The 21,949-nt window shown below is 67.1% G+C and carries 19 protein-coding genes; 9 read left to right on the top strand and 10 right to left on the bottom strand.

The window, feature by feature from the left end; translation table 11 throughout:
• Nucleotides 1-26 precede the first annotated feature (26 nt).
• On the top strand, nucleotides 27-1,394 hold the full coding sequence (locus ACT6Q8_RS23060) for an oligosaccharide flippase family protein (protein ID WP_444734831.1): 1,368 nt from the start codon (nucleotides 27-29) through the stop codon (nucleotides 1,392-1,394).
• A complete protein-coding gene (locus ACT6Q8_RS23055) occupies nucleotides 1,391-1,765 on the top strand; it encodes a hypothetical protein (RefSeq protein ID WP_054168444.1) in 375 nt (124 codons plus the stop codon). The genes ACT6Q8_RS23060 and ACT6Q8_RS23055 overlap by 4 nt, the downstream gene beginning before the upstream one ends.
• Nucleotides 1,766-1,912: 147 nt before the next feature.
• On the opposite strand, the gene ACT6Q8_RS23050 is transcribed toward ACT6Q8_RS23055, so the two are convergent.
• The 10 genes from ACT6Q8_RS23050 to ACT6Q8_RS23005 form a co-directional block, all read right to left on the bottom strand.
• Nucleotides 1,913-3,844, bottom strand: coding sequence for a glycosyl hydrolase family 28-related protein (locus ACT6Q8_RS23050; RefSeq protein ID WP_444734832.1), 1,932 nt, complete (start codon nucleotides 3,842-3,844; stop codon nucleotides 1,913-1,915).
• Nucleotides 3,783-5,027, bottom strand: a complete 1,245-nt coding sequence (locus tag ACT6Q8_RS23045; protein WP_444734833.1) for a glycosyltransferase family 4 protein — start codon at nucleotides 5,025-5,027, stop codon at nucleotides 3,783-3,785. Before ACT6Q8_RS23045 ends, ACT6Q8_RS23050 begins: the two co-directional genes overlap by 62 nt.
• The gene (locus ACT6Q8_RS23040) at nucleotides 5,024-5,737 is read right to left on the bottom strand and encodes a hypothetical protein (protein WP_444734834.1); all 714 of its coding nucleotides are present in this window, start codon (nucleotides 5,735-5,737) and stop codon (nucleotides 5,024-5,026) included. Before ACT6Q8_RS23040 ends, ACT6Q8_RS23045 begins: the two co-directional genes overlap by 4 nt.
• A complete protein-coding gene (locus tag ACT6Q8_RS23035; protein WP_444734835.1) occupies nucleotides 5,734-7,215 on the bottom strand; it encodes a GumC family protein in 1,482 nt (493 codons plus the stop codon). The genes ACT6Q8_RS23040 and ACT6Q8_RS23035 overlap by 4 nt, the downstream gene beginning before the upstream one ends.
• Nucleotides 7,216-7,250: 35 nt before the next feature.
• On the bottom strand, nucleotides 7,251-7,970 hold the full coding sequence (locus tag ACT6Q8_RS23030; RefSeq protein WP_054168449.1) for a polysaccharide biosynthesis/export family protein: 720 nt from the start codon (nucleotides 7,968-7,970) through the stop codon (nucleotides 7,251-7,253).
• A 14-nt stretch (nucleotides 7,971-7,984) separates the two neighbouring features.
• Nucleotides 7,985-8,749, bottom strand: coding sequence for a sugar transferase (locus ACT6Q8_RS23025; protein ID WP_444734836.1), 765 nt, complete (start codon nucleotides 8,747-8,749; stop codon nucleotides 7,985-7,987).
• A gap of 169 nt (nucleotides 8,750-8,918) precedes the next feature.
• The gene (locus ACT6Q8_RS23020; protein ID WP_444734837.1) at nucleotides 8,919-9,887 is read right to left on the bottom strand and encodes a CpsD/CapB family tyrosine-protein kinase; all 969 of its coding nucleotides are present in this window, start codon (nucleotides 9,885-9,887) and stop codon (nucleotides 8,919-8,921) included.
• Between the two features lie 120 nt (nucleotides 9,888-10,007).
• Nucleotides 10,008-11,435: a sensor histidine kinase gene (locus tag ACT6Q8_RS23015; RefSeq protein ID WP_054168451.1), complete on the bottom strand. Its 1,428-nt coding sequence runs from the start codon at nucleotides 11,433-11,435 to the stop codon at nucleotides 10,008-10,010.
• 73 nt (nucleotides 11,436-11,508) lie between these two features.
• Complete coding sequence (locus ACT6Q8_RS23010; protein WP_054168452.1) at nucleotides 11,509-12,279, bottom strand: response regulator transcription factor; 771 nt, start codon at nucleotides 12,277-12,279, stop codon at nucleotides 11,509-11,511.
• On the bottom strand, nucleotides 12,248-12,769 hold the full coding sequence (locus tag ACT6Q8_RS23005; protein ID WP_444734838.1) for a hypothetical protein: 522 nt from the start codon (nucleotides 12,767-12,769) through the stop codon (nucleotides 12,248-12,250). The genes ACT6Q8_RS23010 and ACT6Q8_RS23005 overlap by 32 nt, the downstream gene beginning before the upstream one ends.
• Before the next feature lie 416 nt (nucleotides 12,770-13,185).
• Between ACT6Q8_RS23005 and ACT6Q8_RS23000 the strand changes: the two genes are divergently transcribed.
• From ACT6Q8_RS23000 to ACT6Q8_RS22970, 7 genes are all read left to right on the top strand, one after another.
• Nucleotides 13,186-15,024: a DUF885 domain-containing protein gene (locus tag ACT6Q8_RS23000; RefSeq protein WP_054168454.1), complete on the top strand. Its 1,839-nt coding sequence runs from the start codon at nucleotides 13,186-13,188 to the stop codon at nucleotides 15,022-15,024.
• A gap of 138 nt (nucleotides 15,025-15,162) precedes the next feature.
• Nucleotides 15,163-15,492 (top strand): hypothetical protein, encoded by a 330-nt coding sequence (locus tag ACT6Q8_RS22995; RefSeq protein ID WP_054168455.1) that lies wholly within the window; start codon nucleotides 15,163-15,165, stop codon nucleotides 15,490-15,492.
• A gap of 68 nt (nucleotides 15,493-15,560) precedes the next feature.
• Complete coding sequence (locus ACT6Q8_RS22990; protein WP_444734839.1) at nucleotides 15,561-16,841, top strand: TolC family protein; 1,281 nt, start codon at nucleotides 15,561-15,563, stop codon at nucleotides 16,839-16,841.
• The gene (locus ACT6Q8_RS22985) at nucleotides 16,838-18,058 is read left to right on the top strand and encodes an efflux RND transporter periplasmic adaptor subunit (RefSeq protein ID WP_444734840.1); all 1,221 of its coding nucleotides are present in this window, start codon (nucleotides 16,838-16,840) and stop codon (nucleotides 18,056-18,058) included. The genes ACT6Q8_RS22990 and ACT6Q8_RS22985 overlap by 4 nt, the downstream gene beginning before the upstream one ends.
• A 9-nt stretch (nucleotides 18,059-18,067) precedes the next feature.
• On the top strand, nucleotides 18,068-21,292 hold the full coding sequence (locus ACT6Q8_RS22980; RefSeq protein ID WP_444734841.1) for an efflux RND transporter permease subunit: 3,225 nt from the start codon (nucleotides 18,068-18,070) through the stop codon (nucleotides 21,290-21,292).
• Nucleotides 21,292-21,486, top strand: coding sequence for a hypothetical protein (locus ACT6Q8_RS22975; protein WP_054168458.1), 195 nt, complete (start codon nucleotides 21,292-21,294; stop codon nucleotides 21,484-21,486). The genes ACT6Q8_RS22980 and ACT6Q8_RS22975 overlap by 1 nt, the downstream gene beginning before the upstream one ends.
• An 18-nt stretch (nucleotides 21,487-21,504) precedes the next feature.
• Nucleotides 21,505-21,915, top strand: coding sequence for a hypothetical protein (locus ACT6Q8_RS22970; protein WP_444734842.1), 411 nt, complete (start codon nucleotides 21,505-21,507; stop codon nucleotides 21,913-21,915).
• The last annotated feature ends 34 nt before the right edge of the window (nucleotides 21,916-21,949 follow it).

Raw genomic sequence — 21,949 nt, 5'->3', positions numbered from 1 at the left:
GCAGGGGGGAACTGAACGGGATCATCATGACCCAGGACTGTACCAACCAGAAGGCGATCAGGGGGCCGGGCCGCTGGCATCCGCGCCAACTGCGCGCCTCGCTGTCGGCCCGGCCCTTCCTGCGCAATGTCTCCATCCTGCTGACGGGGGCGGCTGGGGGGCAGATGATTGCCCTGCTGCTGTCGCCGCTGCTAACGCGGCTGTACACGCCGCAGCAGTTCGGGACCTTGAGCGTCTATTCCGCTGCCCTGACCATGATCGTGGTCGTGGCGTCCCTGCGCTATGAATTCGCCCTGCTGCTGGTGCGGCGGCGGGCGGATGCCGTCAATCTGACAGCGGTCTGCCTGTGTGCGCTGCTGCTGACCACGGCGGCGCTGGGCGTTGCGGTCTTCGCGGTGCCGGATGCTACGCTGCGGGCGCTTTGGTTGGTGCCGTTGGACGAGGGGCCGCTGGCGGCTTACCAGGGGCTGCTGGTCCTGGGCTATTTCTGCCTCGGCTTCTACTACATCGCCTTGCAACTGGCCACGCGGGCCGGCGACTTCCCCGCCATCGCCAAGACAAGGCTGGCGCAGGGGCTGGTGGGACCGGTCAGCCAGATCGGGCTGGCCCTGGCGGGGCTGGGGGCGCCGGGTCTGCTGGCCGGCTTCGTCCTGGGGCAATCGGCGGGAAGCTTCGGCCTGTTCGGCTGTGTCCTGGCCCGGATGCGGCGTGTCTGGCGGCTGCTGTCCTGGCGGCGCATGCGGGTAATGGCCCGCCGCCATATCCGTTTCCCGCTGATCAGCAGCTGGGCCGCCCTGATCGACGCGGCGGGCAGCAGCCAGTTGCTGTATCTCTTGGCCGGCATCGCCTTTTCCCCCGCCGTGGCCGGCTTTATCTTCCTGGTGGAACGGGTGGTCTCGCGCCCGCTGGCCATCGTCGGGACCTCCATATTGCAGGTCTATATGGGGGAGGCGGGAAAGATTGCGGCCAGCGACCCCACCCGCCTGAAACGCCGCTTCGCACAGGTCGTGTCGCGGCAATTCCTGCTGGCGCTCCTTTGGATTCTGGCCGCCAACCTGGCCGCGTCCGTCGCCTTTGCCCGCATTTTCGGGCCGGAATGGCAGCAGGCGGTGACCTATCTGCACGCGCTCAGCCTCGGCTATCTGGCGCAGGCGGTTGTCCAGCCCGTGTTCCACACGCTTCAGATCCTGGGCCGGCAGGGGCTGGCCGCCGGCTGGCAGGTGGGGCGGCTGTGCCTTACGGTCTGCGTGTTCCTGGCCGGTATGGCCCAGGGATGGGCCGCCCCTTGGGTGATCGCGGGATACAGCGCGGCACAGGCCGTCTGCTGCCTGCTGCTGCTGGCCCTCATGGTGCGGGCCATCGATCAACAACGGGACGAAGGGGTGAAGGGATGAAACACACCGCCGCCATCATTGCGCTGCTGCTGGGCGCGACGCCCATGGCCGCCGCAGCCCCCTTCTGTGTCAAGGTCACGGGCGTGCCGGCCCAATGCCTCTATGTCGATCCCGCCGCCTGTCAGCGGGAGGCGGACAGGGCCGGCGGGCGCTGCGTCACCAATGAGCGGGAGTTTGAAAGGCCCATCGCCGCCCTGCCTTACTGTCTGGCGCGGGCCGGCAATGTCATGTCCTGCGTCTACCCCGCCTATGCCGATTGCGAGACGGATGCCCGGCGCCTGGGCGGGACCTGCGTCGCCGCCAGGCTGCCGCCCCGGCCCGGTCCGGTAAAGGAACCGGGCACCGATCCCTTCGCCATCACCCGTCCTTAGAGCGCGTTTCCGTTGACTGGAAATACGCTCCAGCTTTTGGTTCCTCAAGCGCCGGCGCCGCATCCGCGGCTTGGCTTCACGCCGCACGTGCGGCGCGGCGGCAGTCGCCGCCGGAGCTGTTTCCGGTATACCGAAAACAGCTCTAGATCACGGCGGCCCGTCGCGCAGGTTGGGCACGAAGCGACCAAAGCCGCGTTCGGGAAAGTCCGTGACGGGCACGGGCGGCGTCGTATCGCCGGCGGCGCGGCCCACATAGATCTGATACCGGCTGCCGGACCTCAGTGATTCCTCGACAAAACCGGCGGACAGGGAGGAGCCGGTGTTGATGAAGGTGGGCACCGTGGCCGGTGCCCCGTCGCGCACGACATAGACCAGCCCGCCGAGAATGTCGGTCCGCGCCCCCTCGCGGTTGTCCAGCACGGTGCAGACCCCCTCGGTCTTCAGGCCCAGGATGGAAAGCGGGCTGCCCCGGTTGATGATGCGGGTCGTCGTGCCCTCGCTGTCGAACTGGCGCGCGAATACCGGCTGCGGCCCCGTGATGCGCAGCAGGCCGCAGCACATATTGTCCAGGAAGGCCCGGCCGCCGGTGGCGCGGCGGTCCAGCATGGTGGTGCCGGCGGACACGATGTCCCGCATCACGATCTCCCGCCCGCCCGACAGTTCCACCCCGACCTGCTCGCCCAGACCGGTATTGTCAAAGGCCAGCCGTTCAATGAACAAGGGCGGCCCCGCCGTGGCGACGCGGAACATGCCGTTGGTGCGGGCAAAGGCCGGACGGCGGTTGATGACGCGGATGGTGGAATTCATGCCCACGATCCGTTGCAGGCTGGCCGGGATATCCACGCTGTCATTCACGGCATAGGTGCCGTTGGGCAGATAAACTACGGCTGCCCCCGATGCGAAGGCCTGGCGCAGCGCCTGTGTCGCGTCCTGTGCGGGATCGCCGGTCGCGCCATAGGTGGCGACATTCACCCATTGCCCGGCTTCCACCATGGGTACCGGCGGCGGGTCCGCCCATGCCGTGCGCCCGGCGGGCGGCGGTGCGGCCTGCCAGTTGCTGCGCCCTTGCAGCACACCGCTCTGCACCGTGCCGCCGATGGACAGGTCGCGCAGGGTGACGAAGCCGTCATTGCGGATCAGGTCCGCCACGCCGCCACCGGGGGCTGTCCCGCCCTCGATCGCCAGAAAGGCCTTGTCGCCCGCATTGATGATCCGGCCCGAAGGCCCGTCGATGCGCAGATCACGGAAGGTCAGGGCGTTCTGGCTGTTGGCGATGGCCGTGTCCGTCTGGTTCGACAGGTTCACATGTTCGAAGGTCAGGCCATACTCGGTCTGGGCGGTCGCGATGCCGGTGGCGAAGCCCTGGATCGTCAGATGCTGGATCAGGGTGGGGCCGGGCCATTTGCGGGTCATGGACAGGCCCACGGCCCCGCTGCCGGCCCCGGCGCGCAACGTGACATGGCGGATGGCGCCGCTGTTGTTGCCCAGATAATCGATGGCGATGGCACCTTGATTGCCGCTGCCGACATCGATGGTCATGTTCTCCACGAAATTCATGTAGGCGTCGTTGCCCTCTCCCCGGCCCGGATAATCCTTGCCACCCTCCGTCGCCCCGCTGCGGTACAGTTTCGAACTGGTCAGGATCACGGGCTGCGGGCGCTGCGGGTCGCCATAGCCCGGGGCCTGGTCGGGCAGTTTCAGCACCGTTCCGGTTTCCGATTGCCCGATCAGGACGAAGCCCGATGCGAACCGCCCATCGGCATAGCGTTTCAGCAGCGTGGCCGTGATACGGTAGGTGCCGTCGGGCACGAAGACCAGCCGGTCCTGCCAGAAGCTGGCGCCCGTATCCCCGCCGCTGGCCGCCAGCGCCGCCAGGAAGGCGGCGGTATCGTCGGTCTGCCCGTCGCCCACCGCCCCGAAATCGCGCACATTCAGGGCGCTGCTGTCGGCGGGATAGAGCTCTGCCCGCGCCGGGAGGGCCGGCAGCAGCAGGCACAGCAGCAGCGGCAGGAGGCCCTTACGCCACGGCTGCCGCCATGCGGGCACCGGCCAGCGCCCGGTAATGTCGTTCGTAATCATCGATCATGCGCTCCATGCTGAAGCGTCGGGCCAGGGCCGCCGACGCGTCGGGCAGTTCCGGCAGCGCACCCGGATCGCGGGCCAGCCGCGCCATCAGGGTGGCCAGCGCGCCGGCATCACCGGGCCGGAACAGAAAGCCGGTACGCCCGGCCTCCACGAATTCGGGAATGCCGCCGATATCGCTGCCCAGCAGGCCCAGGCCGTAGGCGGCAGCCTCCACGATGGTCACGGGCGCATTCTCAAACCACAGGGACGGCAGCAGCAGATGCCCCGCCCGCGTCAGGGCCTCCACCTTCGCCGGCCCGTCCAGGAAGCCCAGATAGCGGATGCGCGGGTCGGCGGCTGCGGCTGCCCGCACCTTGTCTGCCAGCGGTCCCTTGCCCGCGATGGACAGTTCCACGGGCAGGTCGCGCGGCAGGATGGCCATGGCCTCCAGCGCCGTTTCCACCCCCTTCTCCACCGTCAGCCGCGTCAGCATCAGGAACCGGCCCCGGCTGTCCGGGGGCCGGTTCTGGCGGATGTCATCGGCGTCGGGGGGCAGGGGAATGCCATTATGCACCACGGTTCCGGCCCCCGCGCGCAGGCCTGCGCGCTGATGCAGGTCCAGAAGGAAGCGTGACGGGCTGGCGAATAGGCCGACATGGCGGGTGGTGCGGATATGCCAATGCCGGTACAGCCGGCAATGGACGCGCGGCCGGGTGCATAGCCGCCAGTCATGGGTCAGCAGGAAGGCACGCGGACACAGCAGATGATAGTCGTGCGCCGTATGCACCACCGGCACGCCATCGGCCCGCGCGCGCGCCCAGATGGCGGCGGAAAACCCGTCGATCAGATGGCTGTGCAGGATATCCGGTCTGGCCCCGTCCAGGATGGTGCCCAGCCGGCGGGCCGCGTCCCGGTTCCAGGCATCCTTGGCATGCCACAGCCATTTGCGCGGTCCGGGGTTCAGCGAGCGTTCGAAGGACCAGTAGAGATTGGGCGGGAAGAAGCGGATCACCTCCACCCCGTCCCGCTGTTCCACCGGATAGGGTTCCATGTCCGGGCCGCAGGTGGAAACAACGGTGACCCTGTGCCCCCGCTGCACCAGCCCTTTGCACAGGAAGGCCACGATCCGCTCTGCCCCGCCGGCCATCAGCGGCGGATAGAGATTATTCACAACCATGACATGCAGGGGCCGGGTCATAGCAGGCTGGCCATCCAGCCGGGCATATGGTTCTGCCGGTCATGCAGGATGGCCCCCAGGATGGGCCGGTTGCAGCGGACCAGAAGTTCGCGCAGGCGGATGGCCGATGACCGCCGCGTCTGCTCCGCCTCGATCACGATGACATTGCCATCGACATGGCCCGACAGGATGGCGCCCAGCGGCTCGCTGTCGGCGGGCGGGGCCACCACGATCACCATGTCGAAATGCCGGCGGAAGCTTTCGATATGGCCCGCGATCTCGTCCGTTCGGGCCGGCGAGATGCCGCGTCCGGGCCAGCCGCGCAGGTCGGCCATATACATTTCCTGCTCCGGTATCTTCATCAGTTCCGCCTGCCGGGCCAGTGCGCGGACAATGCCGTCGGCCCCGGCATCGGCGGCGGACGGCGGCCACGGGGCCCAGGGCTGGCGCGTGCAGTTCAGCACCAGCATCTTCTTGCCCAGGACGCTGGCGGCGGCCCAGGCCATGTCCAATGCGATCTCCGATGCGCCGGGGCCGGGACCGGCTGCCAGGAACTGGATGGCCATACCCCGGTCGGTGGCCAGGACGGCGTCGATTTCCAGGTAAAGCTCGATCAGGTCCACCATGGCCAGATCCTCCGGCACGGGCCAGTCCACCTCTCGGACTTCATGTTCCTGCCACGGGGTGATGGGGTCCCGGAACGGTTCCGGGGCGATGTTCAGCTTCGTCATGCGCTGTCTCCGTAGGCCAGCAATTGCAGGGGTGGCCGATGCGGCTGCCGCTCGAAGCTGGCCAGGACCGGCAGGTCCAGAAGGAAGACAACCTGTTCCGCCGTCGTGAAGCGGTCGTCCCGCGCTTCGCGCAGCAGCACCGCGATGGTGGCCAGGATGGCGCCGCCGATCAGGCAGGCGATCATCGTGGCCAACCCGCGCGGCCGTACCGTGCGATAAGGCTGGGTCGGCTCGCTCAACACGGCGGCGGGGGAAATGCGTTCGCTGTTCAGGTTGCCTTTCACGCGGGCATTGGCGTGCTGCATCGACAGGGAACGGTACGCTTCCTCCGCGATCTGGTATTCGCGCACCAGATCATTGAACCGGCCCCGATTGCGGCGCAGCTCGGTCAGACGCTCATCCAGGGTCGCTATCTGGCCGGTCAGCACCTGGACGGGCTGGGCATTGCTTTCCACGTCGGCGCTGGTGCGCAGATAATCGGTTTGCAGGGTCTGATAGACGCTGTTGGGCGCATTGGTGGACCGTTTCTCCAGATCGACGCGGCGGGTCGCCACCTCCTTTTCCGCCGTGGCGATGCCGGCCTTCAAGGCGGCCATGGCCGGCCCGTCGGGGTTATAGGTGGCCAGCATCTGGCTGCGCTTCATGCGCAGTTCCAGAAGCCGCGACTGCGCCTCGTCCAGGGCGCGATATTTCTCGCCGCTGGCCGTCTCCGGCAGTTTTTCCGGCACTTTGGTCATCAGTTTTTCCAGGCCGCGCTTGCGTTCCTGCGCCTGGGCCAGGGTGGCGCGGGCGGCGTGCAGACTGGTATCCAGCTCGCTGCGCTGGGCCAGCAGATCCTCCACCTCCTTATCGAAGCTGCTGATCCGCCACTGATCCTTGAAGGTTTCCAGCGTCTGCTGCGCCTTGGCCAACTCATCGCTGGCCTGCCGCACCTCGCCTGCCAGAAAGCCTTCATGCGGGTTGTGGTAGATCTGGGTCTGCCGGCCCACATACAGGTCGATCAGCTTGCGCACCAGCTTGGGCGCCATCTCCTTGTCGGGGTGGCGGAGCGACAGGGTGATGATGTTGTCCTGGTTGCCCACCTCGGCGGCCAGATCATCCAGCAGCCTTGTGACGGCGGCATCCATCGCGGTTCCGCGCGCCGGCGGGTCCGCGGCGATGTCAGGATAGATGGCGGGGATGCCGAACGCCTCCACCGTTGCGCGCGCCAGATCATGGCTGTGCAGGATGGCGGCGTGGGCCAGCACGATCTCCCGCCGGTCGGACGGGGTCAGCTCAGTGGCCGGCCCCCGTTCCACCTCCGGGGCGGACCAACGGCCAAAGGTGACCACCAGTTCCGCCGCGGATTCATATTTCTTGGTCGCGAAAGTCAGGTATCCGGCCCCCAGCAGCACTGTGCCGAGCAGGACCGTCATGAACAGGCGCCATCTCTTGCAGATCGTGATCAGGACGCCATGGGGCAGGGCTGTCGCGTACATTGCCGTCTCCCGCAGGGTGGACCAGCAATCCTTCGTCAGTTGTTCGAAGGGTTGATGTTGTAGGTGAAGCCCCAATTGAAGGGCACGAACTGCTGCACGAACTGGTTCCAGAAGGTGTAGGCCTCATAGACGCCCGTGCGCGGCACATAGACCACGTCATACTGGGCCAGCCGCACATCGGCGGCGGGGTCCTGGCCCGTGATTGCGGCCATGTAGTCGACGGCCATGGCCTGCGGCTTGTCGCCGTCGCCCCGCCGCAGGATGAAGATATTTTCGCGTGAGGCCGACAGCTTCACCCCGCCGGCCCGCGCGATGGCCTGGGTCACGGTCAGGTTGGGGCCGACGGTGATGAATTCACCGGGGCTGCCCACCTCACCGGCCACATAGACGCGGTTGGGCGCGAAGGAATGGACGATCACGCTGATCTGCGGATCGGTCAGCAGCGTCCGGTACTTCTCCCGCAGGCTGGCCGAAATCTCCGACGGCGCGCGGTTATAGGCCATCACATCCTCGGCGATGGCGGTGGAGATCATGCCGTCGGGCCGCACCACCACTTCCTCGTTCAGCTCCGGATTGAGGTAGAGGCGGATATAGAGCATGTCGCCCACTTGCACCTTGTATCCCGGCAGGGTGGCAGCGGTGCCGGCCACAGGCGTCGCTACCTGCGGCGCCCGTGGCAGGGCCGCCTGCCGCTGCGCACAGGCGGTCAGCAGCAGGGGCAGCAGGAGAAGCAGGCTGATCGCGGGCGCCTTCATGGGGACGGCCCGCCTCAATAGGCGCCGTCGCGGCGCAGCACCGCCGATGGCGTGCGCAGCAGCACGCGCAGGTCGGACAGGAAGCTCCAGTTGCGGGCATAGTCGCGGTCCAGCCGCACCCGCTCGCCATAGCCGGTATCGTTGCGCCCGCTGATCTGCCACACGCCCGTGATGCCGGGGCGGCAGCGGGAATAATCATGGAAGGCCGCGCCATAGCGCCGGACCTCGTCCGCCACGATGGGGCGGGGGCCGACCAGACTCATATCGCCGGCCAGCACGTTCAGCAATTGCGGCAGCTCATCCAGGCTGGTGGTGCGCAGGAAACGGCCGACCCTGGTGACGCGCGGATCATCGCGCAGCTTGAAATCGCGCTCCCACTCCGCCCGTGCCGCCGGATCGGTGGCCAGCAGGCGGGCCAGCACGGCCTCCGCGTTGGGCACCATGGTACGGAACTTCCAGCATTTGAAGGGCTGGCCCCGCGCGCCGACACGGCGATGACCGAACAGCACCGGCCCGCCATCACGCTTGGCCAGCACGGCCAGCGTCAGGAACAGGGGGGACAGCAGCGCCAGCAGCGATGCCGATGCGGCGATGTCGAACAGCCGCTTGCTGATCCTTGTGGCCGGGTTTTGCCGCACTGCGGGACGGCGTTCACGGTCCAGATGCTGGTCAATGGCGGCGGCATGCAGGCGGTGCCAGTCATAACCGCGCGCGCCAGCCGAAGAACCGACCAGAACAGCTTGCCGCGACAGGGGGGCCGTAAAGGCTTGCGATGCCATGATACGCTCCATCTCCGTGGGTAAAGGGTGCCCATCGCCTGCGAATACTTCGCGGGTGGCGGCAATAGTTTGTTGGTTTCGTCATTCCCAGGTGCCGACTATAACAACCGCAATGGCGCGTCGGCCTGTGGTCAATCTGTGTCCTGATTATGTTGCGCCGCAACCAGGGTCACGGTGCCTCCGCCGTCCCCACGCGGGTCAGGACGATGCCCGCCACCCGGCCCCGCGCCTTGCGCAACCGGGTCAGGGTGCCCAGGGTCCGGCCCCGCCGCGTGTAGCGCCAGCGGATGGCATACAGAACCCGGTCCATCATCCCCGCCACCAGCGTCGCATCGGACGCGTCCAGCAGGGGCGGCAGGTCCAGCAGCAGCAGGTCATAGCCGCCCGACAGATCAGCCAGCAGCGCCTTCATGCGCGCCGACAGCAGGGCCCGCGCCCCCAACCTTCCCCGGCCCGCCGGGATCAGGTCCAGGCCAGAGACGGGATCGGTTCGGACCACCTCATCCACCCCCGGCGGGTGGGGGGACAGAAGCTCTGCCAGACCCGGTGCGGGGGACATCGCGAACAGCGCATGCTGTCCGGGTCGGCCCCAGTCGGCATCGATCAGCAGCACGCGCTGCCCCTCGCTGGCCAGCAACCGGCCCAGCGTGGCGGCCAGCAGCGACCGTCCTTCCCCCTTCTCCGCCGATCCGATGGCCACCGTCAGGGGGCGGCCGGCGGGATGGGTGGACAGAAGGGCGGCATGGATGGCGCGCAGGTCCGCCGCCAGCATTGATGCTGGATCGCGCAGCACCTGTTCCATGGCGTGGGCACCATCGGGCAGTTCGGGAAGGGCCGCCAGGACCGCAAGGTCCGTTGCCGCCTCCACCGCGTCGGCATCGCGAAAATCACGCGGGTCCCCCCGCCGCCGGCCCAACAGCGATCCCGCCACCCAGGCGGCGGCACCGGCCAGAAGCCCCGCCGCCAGACCCAGCCAAAGGCCGATGCCCAGGCCCGACAGCAAGGCCATCCCGGACAGTAGCAGCGGCCAGGGACCGCCGCCCGCTGCCGCCGGTGCTGGCACCGTGCGTTGGCGCAGGGGCTGAATCGGGCGGCGGGGCAGGGGGCCCTGCCGCCTGGATGGGGTGGTGGCGCGCATCCGGTTCCGGGTGGGGAAGGGGGCGGGGTCGGCACCGGCGGGCCTCCCGTTTCCCGCCGGCCCGGTTACCGTGGGCGACCCGGTCGGATGCGGCCAGTGATCATGCTGTGGTCCGGCATATCATCCCTGAAGATGCGGCAGGCGGACATGCATGCGCAGGCCGCCGCCCGGTCGGTTGGATGCCGTGACGCTGCCGCCCAGCGCCTCCACATGGTGGCGCACGATCCACAGGCCCAGCCCGGCATGGGCGGGTTCCCCCGCCGCGGTACCGGCAGGCCGGAAGGAGAAGTTGCGGTCGAAAATATGCTCAATCTTGTTGGGGTCGATGCCCGGCCCTTCATCATCGATGATCAGATCGACGCGGCCCGCCGACCGGGTCAGGGTCGTTTCGATGGTGCCGCCGGGCCGGCAGAAGCCGATGGCATTGTCCAGGATGTTCTCGACGATGATGTCCAGAATACCGTCGGGCGCCAGGACCCGCACATTCTCATCCAGATGACGGATGAAGCGCAGTTGGCGGTCGATGGAGATATCGCGCGCATTGTGCAGGGCGTCGGCCACCACATGGGTCAGATTGATGCGCAGCTTCGGCGCCTCGATGAAATCGGCAGTATCGTTGCCTAGGCGTTGTGCTGCGGAGATCAGGGCCGACAGGCGCGACAGGGCCGTTTCGATCAGCTGCAGGGCGCGCTGGGCCCGCTGATCCTCCCGCGGGGTCACGGCCTTCAACGGCTGAAGGGCCGACCGGATCACGGCCAGCGGCGCCTTCACCGAATGGGCATTCTCCTCCGCCGTGCCCCTGATATTCGCCGCCGCCCGGTGCAGGTCCTGCACCAGCCGGTCGAAATCACCGGCCACGCTGGCCAGTTCGGGCAGGGGGTTGCGGTCGGTGAAGCGGGCGGCCCCAGCCCCGCCCCGCCTTATGTCCCCCGCAACCCGCCGGAAATGCCGCAACGCGACCCGCGCCTTCAGCACGACCAGCAGGGCCAGGCCCGCGAAGGCCAGGTAGATGACAGCCGCCATACGGATATTGTCCGTTTGCCAGTAGGGGCGGCCAAAGGCGGTGTTCAGCAGGGCAGAGGAGTTATCGGCAGAGACCAGGGCCCAGCAGCCGCGCCGCCCCTGGATGGGGATGACCGAGGTCAGAATTTCCTCCGCCCCGTCCATCTGGCGGTAGCGGATTTCGACAGGCTTGTCCCAGGTGCAGCTGTCGCCCAGCGATTTCAGGATGCCGTGGCGGGCCAGCACATCCAGATCGGCCCCCATCTGATCGGCGGGTACGCGCGGGGCCGAGGCCACGAAATAGAAGCCGCCTGCCGCCCCGCCCTGGCTGGGCTTGAACATCAGTTTCAGGATGGTGCCATTATCGGCAAACCGGGCCAGCATGGCGTTCAGTTCCACCGGTGGCACATCCTCGCGCTGTTCCAGGCGGGCGGCCAGCGCTTGCGCCACCAGCCAGCCATTGCGGCGCAGGCTGTCGGCCACCAGATCGCGGCTCTGCTTGTCGGCGCGTTCGAACTGCCCGTACAGGATGACGGGCAGCGCCACGAAGATGCCGACCAGGATGATCAGCCGGAAGGTCAGCGACGACAGGGCCAGCCCCGCGCGCCGCCACAGATCGTCAAGCCGGGGTCGGCGGGTTTCGCCAGCAATATCCGAAGGCGGCGAAGTTCTCGATCTCCCCGAATCCGGGGTCGATGGCGCGGAACTTGTTTCGAATGCGCTTGACCGAGGATCGGACATTTGTTCGATAGCCATCTTCCCCGCTCCCCGCGATGAAACCGCTGCGATGCACGCAGTCATAGATCGCCCGGTAGGTGACATGGTCGCCGGCATTGTCCACCAGCCGCTGAACGATGTTGAACTCCGTCACCGTCAGCTCCACATCGACCCCGCGCCAGTAGGCCCGGCTGAGGCGCGGGCGCAGAACCAGGGCGCCATGGTCGACACTGTCCTCCACCGGTGTGCCCGGCGGCAGCTTGGCGGCATCGGCGATCAACCGGGCGCGCCGGGCCAGCACGGGCACGCCGCGCGACTTGTCGATGAAATCCAGGGCCCCACGCTCCAGCGCCGCCATCTCGAAACTGGTGCCCGACAGGGCGGTCAGGATGATGACGGGGATGTTCACGCCCCGGCGGCGCAATTGCGGCAGCAGGTCGATGCCGTTCCAGGTGGGCAGGTTCCAGTCCAGGATGATGACATCGGCCTCGTTGCCATCGGCCAGATAGTCCAGCAGGGGCGGCCCGTCGGGGAAGCTGGTGACGGCAAAGCCATGATCCTCCAACTCCGCCCCCACCACTTCGCGGAAATCATCATCATCATCGACCAGGGCCAGACGCAGGCCCCCTTCCTCCAGACGCCTATTTCCGGGCTGCGACGCCAAGTCCGTCATCGTTGGCAATACCGAACCGGGCCGCACAAACTCTGACTGCTCGTTCATCCTGATCATCGCTGGTCACCTCATAGGACAGGGCGCGGAACACCCGCGTCTCGACGTCCGGATAAAGGGTAAGGTTCAGGGCGCATTCGCGGCGGCGGAAGGACAGGACGCGCGCCGGCGTCTCCTCCCGGCTGCTGGCCGGCGGACCCAGGGCGCGGGTCAGGCTGCCTTCATCCATGCCCACGGGCAGCAGGGGGGACACCGTTGCCACCGTTTCCGGTACCGGTACCGGTGGGGCGGCGGGTTGGTCCGGTGCCTGTCCTGGCTGTCGGCGTGGCTTTGCCGGTTTTGTCTTGGCGGCTTGGGTGGCGGTTACCTTGGCCTGCGCGGTAGGCTTGGGGGTCGTGGTGGCCGGTGCGCTGGCCGCCGGACGCTGGGTGGGGTCCGGGCGGACATTGGCGCAGCCGGACATGATCAGCGCCGTCGCGATCCCCGTGGCCATCCCTACCCGTAACCGCTCTATCCCCCTGCGGGACATATCCGGCTCCCTTCCCTTAAGTCTGATGGTCCTGCCGGATGGCACCCGCCGGATGATGGGCACTGAATTCCGCCACTTGCACGGGTGGATCGGGGGTAGTTCCGAAAAGGATTTGAACCCTTTTGGGATTACCCCTGGCCAGGGCCCGGACACGCCGCACCCTGCCGGTCGATCGGCACCCGCAGGTAACAAGGGTCACGGCGCCCGGTTCCTGTGACTTCCGATAATGTCCCGGCCTGTGGACCGGTGGTTCCCTGCAGCAGGCCGCAACCGGTTCCATCGTCCCGCTCTATCGGGTCCGGTTCCCGCTGGACGGAAGGGGTAGGATGCGTCGCATAATGCCGGCCCTTCCGTTCGGACCCTGGTGAAGGCAAAACCGCATGACCCGTACTGCCGCTTCCCCCACCCGCCGCCAGCTTCTGGCCGGTACCGCTTCGCTGGCGATGATGGGGCTGGCCCCCCGTGCCCTGGCCGCCGCCGGTGATGGCGCCACCGCCAAGGCCCAGGCGTTCCTGGATCAGCTGACCGACCGTATCCTGGCCTGGTATCCGGAAAACGCCACACAGCTGGGCATCGACAAGGACAGGCATGCGGGCCTGCGCGCCAGACTGGGTGACCGGTCGCTGGCCGGGATCGAGGCGCAGCGTGGCGTGGTCAAGGAACAGCTGGCGACCGTGAAGGCGCTGGACCGCGCCGGCCTGTCGGCAGAGATGCAGGCCAATCTGGAGGTGGCGCAGGCCACGCTGGAACTGTCGGCCAAGGGGCATGGTTTCCGCTTCGGCGACATGGCGCTGCTGAACCAGAGCTATTCCTACCGCAACAGCCCCTATGCCGTGGCCCAGAATGTCGGCGCCTTTGTCGAGGTACCGGACTTCCTGACCAGCCAGCACAAGATCGAAACCAGGGAAGACGCCGACAGCTACCTCTCGCGCCTGACCCAATATGCCACGGCGCTGGATGCGGAAACCGAACGGCTGCGGGTGGAGGGTGGCCAGGGCTACACCTTGCCCGATTTCCTGCTGGACAAGGCCATCGGGCAGTTCACGGGCGTGGCCGGCACGCCGGTGGCCGATTGGGAGCTGGTGAAACATTTCGAGGCCGGTGCAAAGCAGGTGGGCCATGCCAAACCCGGCGAGGCGGCATCCATCATCACTGAAAAGGTCCTGCCCGCCCTGAAGCGACAGCAGGCGGTGATGGAGCAGCAACGCCGGCGCGCGCGCAGCGATGCCGGCGTCTGGGCCCTGCCGCAGGGGGCGGATTACTATGCCTGGGCGTTGAGTGCGGCCACCACCACCAGCCTGTCCCCGGACGAGGTGCATGCCATGGGGCTGGAGCAGCTGAAAATGCTGCAATCCCGCATGGAACCGCTGCTGCGCGCCCAGGGTCTGACCCAGGGGACGGTGGGCGACCGTATGGCAGCATTGGGCAAGGACCCCAAATATCTGTGGCCCAACGACGACAAGGGCCGCGCCGACCTGCTGGCCTATATCAATGGCCGGGTCGATGATATCCGCACCCGGATGCCGCAGGCCTTCACGGTTCTGGTGCCCGGCAAGCTGGTGGTCAAGCGGGTGCCCGTCGCTATTGAGGCTGGCGCCCCCGGCGGCTATGCCAGCGCCGGGTCGATGGATGGCAGCCAGCCCGGCTCCTATTACATCAACTTGCGCGACACCAGCATCTGGCCGCGCCACGCCCTGCCCACGCTCTCCTATCATGAGGGCATTCCCGGCCATATCTGGCAGGGGGAATATAGCTACAAGCTGCCCTTGATCCGTACCCTGCTGGCCTACAGCGCCTATACCGAGGGCTGGGCGCTCTATGCCGAGCAACTGGCCGATGAGCTGGGCGTCTATAAGGACGATCCCATCGGACAGTTGGGCTACCTGCAATCCATGGCGTTCCGCGCTTGCCGTCTGGTCGTGGATACCGGCATTCATGCCAAGCGCTGGACAAGGGCGCAGGCCATCGACTGGTTTGTCACCAACAATGGCTCCACAGCGGCACAGGTGTCGCGGGAGGTGGACCGCTACTGCTCCTGGCCGGGCCAAGCCTGCGCCTACAAGATCGGGCATACGGCGATTAACCGGGTGCGTGATACCCTGAAGGACCGGCTGGGTGGGAAATATGATTTCCGCCGCTTCAACGATGCGCTGGTCATGACGGGTAATGTGCCGCTGTCACGGCTGGAGGCACTGGTGGAGGGGCGGTTGCGGGTCTGACATTCAGGGGGAGGGTAACTGCGATGACAAGCGCACTGGCACAGTCCCCCGCCTGCGACCATAAGGACAGCATATGATTCGATCAAAGCGGGGCAGGACATCTTGCGCCGGCCCCGCGAAATCCCTACCTTCGTATCCATGCGTTTCCTTGCGACCCTTCTGCTGCTGGCGGCATTCCTGATGAATGTCCCTGGGCTTCACGCCCGGGACCTGTCGCATAGCCATGGGCAGACGGGGCATGACCAGACGGGACATACGCAGATGCTGGCCGGGGCGGACCATGCACCCGCCGGCAAAATCTCCATGGATTGCCACCACGAATGCAGCCACATCCACGTGGCCGACCGGGCCCGCGCGGCCCGATTGGTGGAACCCGTGGTCTGGGGCGTGACCGCCTATCCGGCGGACGCCCTGCTGCTGCCGGATAGCGCCGACCCGACGCTTCCCGACGAACCCCCGCGCGCCTGACGAACCGATCTCCCTCGCCGCCGCCCTGACCGGGCGGCCCGGTATCCGTTCGTCATTGCGGAGTATTCATGCGGCTGCATCATGCGGTCGCCCTGGCGATTTTCATCGCCGGGGCTCCGGCGGCATGGGCGCAATCCACGCCCGCCGCCAACCCCACCCCGTTTTCAACACTGTCCCCCAAACAGGCCCTTCTGACCCCTGACACCGCCATCGCGCTGGCCCTTGAACATGCGCCGCGTGGTGCGGCGGCGCGCGCCCGGCTGGATGCCGCCGGCGGGGCCGTCGACCAAGCCGATACCAGCCCCAATCCGGAGATTGGGTTTGAGCTGGAAAATTTCTCCGGCTCCGGTCCCTACCGTGATTTCCGGTCGTCGGAACGCACTTACAGCCTGTCGCAGACCATTGAACTGGGCGGTAAACGCGGACGGCGCACCGATGCCGCCCGTGCGGTCCGCGACGGCGCGGCGGCAGATTTGGCGCTGGCTCGCCTGGATCTGGCGCGCGATGTGCGCCTGGCCCTGTCGGAGGCGGTGGCAGCATCGCGGCAGGTGGCCCTGACCCAGGACGGGTTGCGCCTGGCCGTGGCTGTGCAGGACACCATCAAGGCGCGGGTGGAGGCGGGGCGGGAGGCGCCGATCCAGGCCTCGCGCGCCGACATCGCCCGGCGTCAGGCGCAACTGGCCCTGGATCAGGCCAATCGTCGCCTGACCATCGCGCGCCAGACGCTGGCCGGCCTGACCGGCCTGTCCCCCGCCGCGCTGGCCCTGGACGAAGGCTGGTTCACCCGCATGGACGCCGATGATGCGGCAGCCGGCGGTGACGCCGCCGATCTGCGCCGTCGTCAGGCCGATGTGGCGCGGGGGCGGGCGGAACTGTCGGTGGAACGGGCCAAGGCGATCCCCGATGTCACCCTGTCCGCCGGCTTCCGGCAGTTCCGGGAGGATGGGGAGAATGCCTTTCTGGTGGGCGTGTCGGTGCCCATCCCGATCTTTGACAGCAACCGGGGCGGCATCGCCAAGGCGCGGGCCGATCTGGTTGCGGCGGAGGCCGATCTGGCCGCCGAACGCATCGACCTGGACCGCCGCACCCATGCCGCCCGAGCCAATCTGGCGGCTGCCCGCGACACGGCCCGCACGCTGCAGGACAGCATCATCCCGACCGCTGAACAGGCCTTCGGTCTGGCCAATGAAGGCTATGCCCAGGGCAAGTTCGCCTATCTGGAGGTGCTGGAGGCACAGCGCACGCTGGTCGACGCACGCACCGATCTGATCAACGCCCTGCAGGGCTTCCACGACGCGCGGGCCGAGCTTGACCGGCTGACCGCCCCGGACATTGAGGTGTCCCCATGAACATCACGAAGAAACATGTCCTGATCGGCGTCTCCGCCATCACCCTGCTGCTGGCCGGCGGCTTTGCCGTCAAAAGCTTCACCGGTGCCCCCAAGCCTGTCGCGACCAAGGCCGGCGATGGCCATGATCATGGCGCGGGTGAGGAGGAGCATGAGGACGAAGGGGGTACCATCCATATGGACGCCGCCACCATCACCCGCTCCAAGATCACGCTGGTGGAGGCGGCACCCGGACCTGTGTCCCGTGATATCCGCGTCACGGGCACGGTCGTGGCCGATGCCGACAAGATGGTGCATGTCACCCTGCGCGTGTCCGGCATCGTGACGGAGGTGCATAAGCGCCTGGGCGAGCCGGTGCAGCCGGGCGATGTGCTGCTGGTGTTGGACAGCCGTGATCTGGCCGATGCCAAGGCCGAGTATCTGTCGGCCCTGCGCCAGAACACATTGGCCGCCACCACCCTGTTGCGGGAAGAGGGGCTGTGGCGCAAGCAGGTATCGGCGGAGCAGGATTACCTGACCGCCCGCGCCGCCGCTGAAACCGCCGCCATCGCCCTGGCCGCCGCCAAGCAGCGTCTGACGGTGCTGGGCCTGTCCCCGGCGGAAATCACCGGCCTGGATAAGCAGCCCTTCAGCCTGGGCCGTCTGGAGGTGCGGTCCCCCATCGCGGGCCGCGTCATCGGGAAGGAGGCGGTGCGCGGCGAGCTGCTGTCGGCGGAAAAGGAGGTCTTCTCCGTCGCCGACCTATCCAGCGTCTGGGTCGAACTGCCCGTCTATGCCGCCGACCTGCCCGCCGTGAAGGAGGGCCAGCCCGTCAGCCTGACCGGCCAGGGTGGGCGCAGTGCGGAGGGCAAGGTGGTTGCCGCCGGTGCCACCCTGGACCCGCAGACGGGCGCCGCGCGCGTCGTGGCCGCCCTGGACAACGCCGATGGCGAGTGGCGTCCGGGCGATTTCGGGTCCGGCAGCATCCAGGCGGGTGGAGAGATGGCGGATATCGCCGTGCCGGCCAGCGCTTTGCAGGTCCTGAACGGTGACAATGTCGTCTTCGTGCGCAATGAGGAGGGGTTTGAACCGCGCGTGGTGGAGGTGGGGCGGCGCAACAGCCGCTTTGCCGAGATCACCTTCGGCCTGTTCCCCGGTGAACAGGTGGCGACGGGCAACACCTTCCTATTGAAGGCCGAGGCGTCGCGTGGGGAAGCCTCCCACAGCCACGCGCATTGACGGGAGGGGATGATGATCGAACCCATCCTGTCCTTCGCCATCCGGCGCCGCGTGCTGGTGGTGCTTATGGTGGCGGTACTGGCGGCGTTCGGGGCACGTTCACTGCTGAACCTGCCCATCGACGCCGTTCCCGACATCACCAACAACCAGATCCAGATCACCACGCTGGCCCCCGCCCTGTCGCCTTTTGAGGTGGAACAGCAGGTGACCTACCCCGTCGAAACGGCGCTCGCCGGTATCGCGGGGCTGGAAGATACCCGCTCCATCTCCGTCAATGGCCTGTCCCAGGTCACGGCCATTTTTGAGGAAAAGGTCGATATCTATTTCGCTCGACAGCAGGTGGCCGAACGGTTGGGTGAGGCGCGCGACCGTCTGCCGCCTGGCCTGACGCCCACCATGGGTCCGATCTCCACGGGCCTGGGCGAGGTCTATATGTGGACCGTCGAATATGCGCCCTTTGATGCCAATAAGGCCAAGGCCGGTGCCGCCGGTTGGCAGCCTGACGGGTCCTTTCAGACGCCCGAGGGTGAACGCCTGACGACGGAGGTGGAACGGGCAACCTATCTGCGCACAGTCCAGGACTGGATCGTGGCGCCGCAGATGAAGGGCGTACGCGGCGTGGCCGGGATCGACACGATCGGCGGCCATGTAAGGCAATATCACGTCCTGCCCGACCCGGCCCGTCTGGTCAGTTTCGGCCTGACCTTCGCCGATCTGGGGGCGGCGCTGGAACGCGCCAATCAGAGCTTAGGTGCCGGCCAGATGGAGAGGAACGGGGAACTGCTCATCGTCCGCTCCGACGGTCGCATCTCTACCGCTGAACAGATTGCCGGCACCGTCATCGCCACGCGCGGCGGCGTGCCCGTACGTCTGTCGGATGTGGCAACGGTGCAGACGGGCCAGGAACTGCGCACCGGGTCGGCCAGCGAGAATGGGCGTGAGGTGGTGGTGGGTACTGCCCTGATGCTGATTGGGCAGAACAGCCGTACCGTTGCCGATGCGGTCGATACCAAGCTTCAGGATATCCGCCGCTCTCTGCCCGCCGACATCATGGCCAAGACGGTACTGGACCGCACCGATCTGGTGAATGCCACCATCAAGACGGTGGCCAAGAACCTGACCGAGGGCGCGCTTCTGGTCATCGCGGTCCTGTTCTTGCTGCTGGGCAACATCCGCGCGGCCCTGATCACGGCCCTGGTCATTCCCGTCACCATGCTGATGACAGCGACGGGTATGCTGGAGGCAGGCGTCAGCGCCAATCTGATGAGCCTGGGCGCGCTTGATTTCGGCCTGATCGTCGACGGGGCTGTGATCATCGCGGAAAACTGCCTGCGCCGACTGGGCGAAAGGCAGCATCATCTGGGCCGCGTCCTGACCCTGAATGAACGGCTGGCCGAAGTGATGGAAGCCGCGAAGGAGATGATCCAGCCGTCGGTCTATGGCCAGGCCATCATCATCGTCGTCTATCTGCCGCTGCTGACCTTCACCGGGGTGGAGGGCAAGATGTTCGAGCCGATGGCGCTGACCGTCATCATCGCCCTGGTCGCGGCCTTCATCCTGTCCCTGACCCTGGTCCCCGCCCTGATCGCCATTTTCGTGTCGGGCAAGGTGGAGGAGAAGGAGAATGTGATCATCCGCCGGGCCGGCGACTGGTACCGTCCCTGGCTGAACCGGGCGCTGGACGCACCGGTCAAGGCCGCGGGCTTTGCTGCGGCCCTGTTCGGCCTGTCGCTGCTGCTGTTCACGCAGCTGGGGCAGGAGTTTATCCCGCAGTTGGATGAAGGCGATGTGGCGCTGAACGCGTTCCGCATCCCCAGCACCAGCCTGCCCCAGGCCACCGAACAGCAGCTGGAGATCGAAAAGGTTATCGCCGCCTTCCCGGAAGTGGCCTTCGCCTTTTCCAAGACGGGCACGGCGGAGATCGGGACGGATGTCATGCCGCCCGGCATCTCCCACATGTTCGTGATGCTGAAGCCGCGTGACCAATGGCCTGATCCCGGCCTGTCCAAGGCCGAACTGGTGCAGCGGCTGGAAAAGGCCGTGGGCAGCCTGCCGGGGCAGGTCTATGAGGTCAGCCAGCCCATCCAGCTTCGTTTCAACGAATTGCTGGCCGGCGTGCGCGGCGACGTTGCCATCAAGGTGTTCGGCGATGATTTCGATACGCTGCTGGCCACCGCCAACCAAATTGCCGCAGTGATCCAGACGGTGCCGGGCGCGGCGGATGTGCGGGCCGAACAGGTGTCGGGCGCATCGTTCCTGAATGTGGAGGTCGACCGCGACCGGGCATCCCGCTTCGGCCTGTCGGTGGCCGATGTGCAGGAGGTCCTGGCCATCGCGGTTGGCGGGCGTGAGGCGGGGCTGGTCTATCAGGGTGACCGTCGCTTTGACATCCTGGTCCGCCTGCCTGACAGCCTGCGCAATGATCCCGACGCGCTGGCGACCCTGCCGATCCCACTGGCAGCGGTGGAGGGAGAGGCGGCTCGGACGGTGCCGCTGGGTGAGGTGGCAAGCATCCGCTTTGCCGAAGGTCCCAACCAGATCAGCCGCGAAAACGGCAAGCGCCGCATCGTGGTGCAGGCCAATGTCCGGGGCCGCGATATCGGGTCCTTCGTGGCCGAGGCCCAGGAAAAGCTGGCGGCGCAGGTTGCGGTGCCGGCGGGGTACTGGGTCACCTGGGGCGGGCAGTTCGAAAACCTGATCGCGGCGCGCGACCGCTTGATGATCGTGGTGCCGGCCTGTTTTGCCCTGATCTTCCTGCTGCTCTACAGCGCGCTGGGCTCCGCCCGTGATGCCGTCCTGGTGTTCAGCGGCGTGCCGCTGGCGCTGACGGGCGGCATCCTGGCGCTGTATCTGCGGGGCATGCCTTTCTCCATCTCCGCTGCGGTCGGCATGATCGCCCTGTCGGGTATCGCGGTGCTGAACGGGCTGGTCATGCTGTCCTTCATCCGGCAATTGCGGCTGAGGGGCATGGAATTGGATCAGGCGGTGCGGGAAGGGGCGATGACGCGCCTGCGGCCTGTGCTGATGACCGCCCTGGTGGCCAGCCTGGGCTTCGTGCCCATGGCGCTGTCTACCGGGGTGGGGGCGGAGGTGCAGCGGCCCATCGCCACCGTCGTCATCGGCGGCCTGATCACCGCCACCTTGCTGACCCTGATCGTGCTGCCGGCGCTCTACCGCCGGTTCGCCGCCCCGGTTCAGCCCAGCGAAGACAATCTTGCCGAAGGGAGGCTGTGATGAAACGCCTGCTGCCTGTCCTGTTCCTGGCCATGGCGTTGACCGCCTGTGCTCAGGGACCGCGCGACCTGCCGCGCATCGCCGACGCGGCCTGTCCCAGTGGGGAACGGTTCGTCCGTCCCCATACCGTCCTGCACGGCAATGACGGCGTGCGCGCCCATGCCGATGGCCATGACTGCGCCCCATCCAAGTGAAAATAGAGGAGTAACATCATGTTGAAGCCGTTCCTGACCGCCGCCCTGATCACGCTGCTGCCCCTGTCCGGGGCCGTGGCTGCCGAGAAGGGCCATGGTCACAGCCATGGCGAGGCCGAAAAGGGCAAGCATGGCGGCATCGTGCAGGATGTGGCGGGGGTGGAGGCCGAACTGGTCGTCACGCCCGGCACCGTCGCGGTCTATCTGTCCAACCATGGCACCACCGCCCTGTCGCCCGATGGCGCCATGGGCAGTGTCCTGCTGACCCAGGGGGCGACCCGCGTCGGCACCATCGCCCTGAAACCTGCGGGTGACCGTCTGGAGGGCAAGGGCGAGGTGCCGGCGGGTGCCGATATCGTCCTGAGCCTGCGCACCAGCGATGGCAAGACCGGCCAGGCCAAATACGAACTGGGCGGCCACGCGCATTGAGTTAAGCTTGTCCTGCTCCTCTCCCACCCGGTCG

The organism is Niveispirillum sp., assembly GCF_052437035.1.
Taxonomy (GTDB): domain Bacteria; phylum Pseudomonadota; class Alphaproteobacteria; order Azospirillales; family Azospirillaceae; genus Niveispirillum.
This window is presented reverse-complemented; position numbering and strand designations above follow the sequence as displayed.

Bases quoted from the DNA above. Each gene is read 5' to 3' on its own strand.
- ACT6Q8_RS23025 (WP_444734836.1), bottom strand. From the start codon at position 8,749: ATGGCATCGCAAGCCTTTACGGCCCCCCTGTCGCGGCAAGCTGTTCTG.
- ACT6Q8_RS22970 (WP_444734842.1), top strand. From the start codon at position 21,505: ATGTTGAAGCCGTTCCTGACCGCCGCCCTGATCACGCTGCTGCCCCTG.
- ACT6Q8_RS23010 (WP_054168452.1), bottom strand. From the start codon at position 12,279: ATGACGGACTTGGCGTCGCAGCCCGGAAATAGGCGTCTGGAGGAAGGG.
- ACT6Q8_RS23055 (WP_054168444.1), top strand. From the start codon at position 1,391: ATGAAACACACCGCCGCCATCATTGCGCTGCTGCTGGGCGCGACGCCC.
- ACT6Q8_RS23020 (WP_444734837.1), bottom strand. From the start codon at position 9,887: ATGCGCGCCACCACCCCATCCAGGCGGCAGGGCCCCCTGCCCCGCCGC.
- ACT6Q8_RS22995 (WP_054168455.1), top strand. From the start codon at position 15,163: ATGCGTTTCCTTGCGACCCTTCTGCTGCTGGCGGCATTCCTGATGAAT.
- ACT6Q8_RS23045 (WP_444734833.1), bottom strand. From the start codon at position 5,027: ATGACCCGGCCCCTGCATGTCATGGTTGTGAATAATCTCTATCCGCCG.
- ACT6Q8_RS22985 (WP_444734840.1), top strand. From the start codon at position 16,838: ATGAACATCACGAAGAAACATGTCCTGATCGGCGTCTCCGCCATCACC.
- ACT6Q8_RS23060 (WP_444734831.1), top strand. From the start codon at position 27: ATGACCCAGGACTGTACCAACCAGAAGGCGATCAGGGGGCCGGGCCGC.
- ACT6Q8_RS23000 (WP_054168454.1), top strand. From the start codon at position 13,186: ATGACCCGTACTGCCGCTTCCCCCACCCGCCGCCAGCTTCTGGCCGGT.
- ACT6Q8_RS22975 (WP_054168458.1), top strand. From the start codon at position 21,292: ATGAAACGCCTGCTGCCTGTCCTGTTCCTGGCCATGGCGTTGACCGCC.
- ACT6Q8_RS23040 (WP_444734834.1), bottom strand. From the start codon at position 5,737: ATGACGAAGCTGAACATCGCCCCGGAACCGTTCCGGGACCCCATCACC.
- ACT6Q8_RS23035 (WP_444734835.1), bottom strand. From the start codon at position 7,215: ATGTACGCGACAGCCCTGCCCCATGGCGTCCTGATCACGATCTGCAAG.
- ACT6Q8_RS23050 (WP_444734832.1), bottom strand. From the start codon at position 3,844: ATGATTACGAACGACATTACCGGGCGCTGGCCGGTGCCCGCATGGCGG.
- ACT6Q8_RS22980 (WP_444734841.1), top strand. From the start codon at position 18,068: ATGATGATCGAACCCATCCTGTCCTTCGCCATCCGGCGCCGCGTGCTG.
- ACT6Q8_RS23030 (WP_054168449.1), bottom strand. From the start codon at position 7,970: ATGAAGGCGCCCGCGATCAGCCTGCTTCTCCTGCTGCCCCTGCTGCTG.
- ACT6Q8_RS23005 (WP_444734838.1), bottom strand. From the start codon at position 12,769: ATGGCCACGGGGATCGCGACGGCGCTGATCATGTCCGGCTGCGCCAAT.
- ACT6Q8_RS22990 (WP_444734839.1), top strand. From the start codon at position 15,561: ATGCGGCTGCATCATGCGGTCGCCCTGGCGATTTTCATCGCCGGGGCT.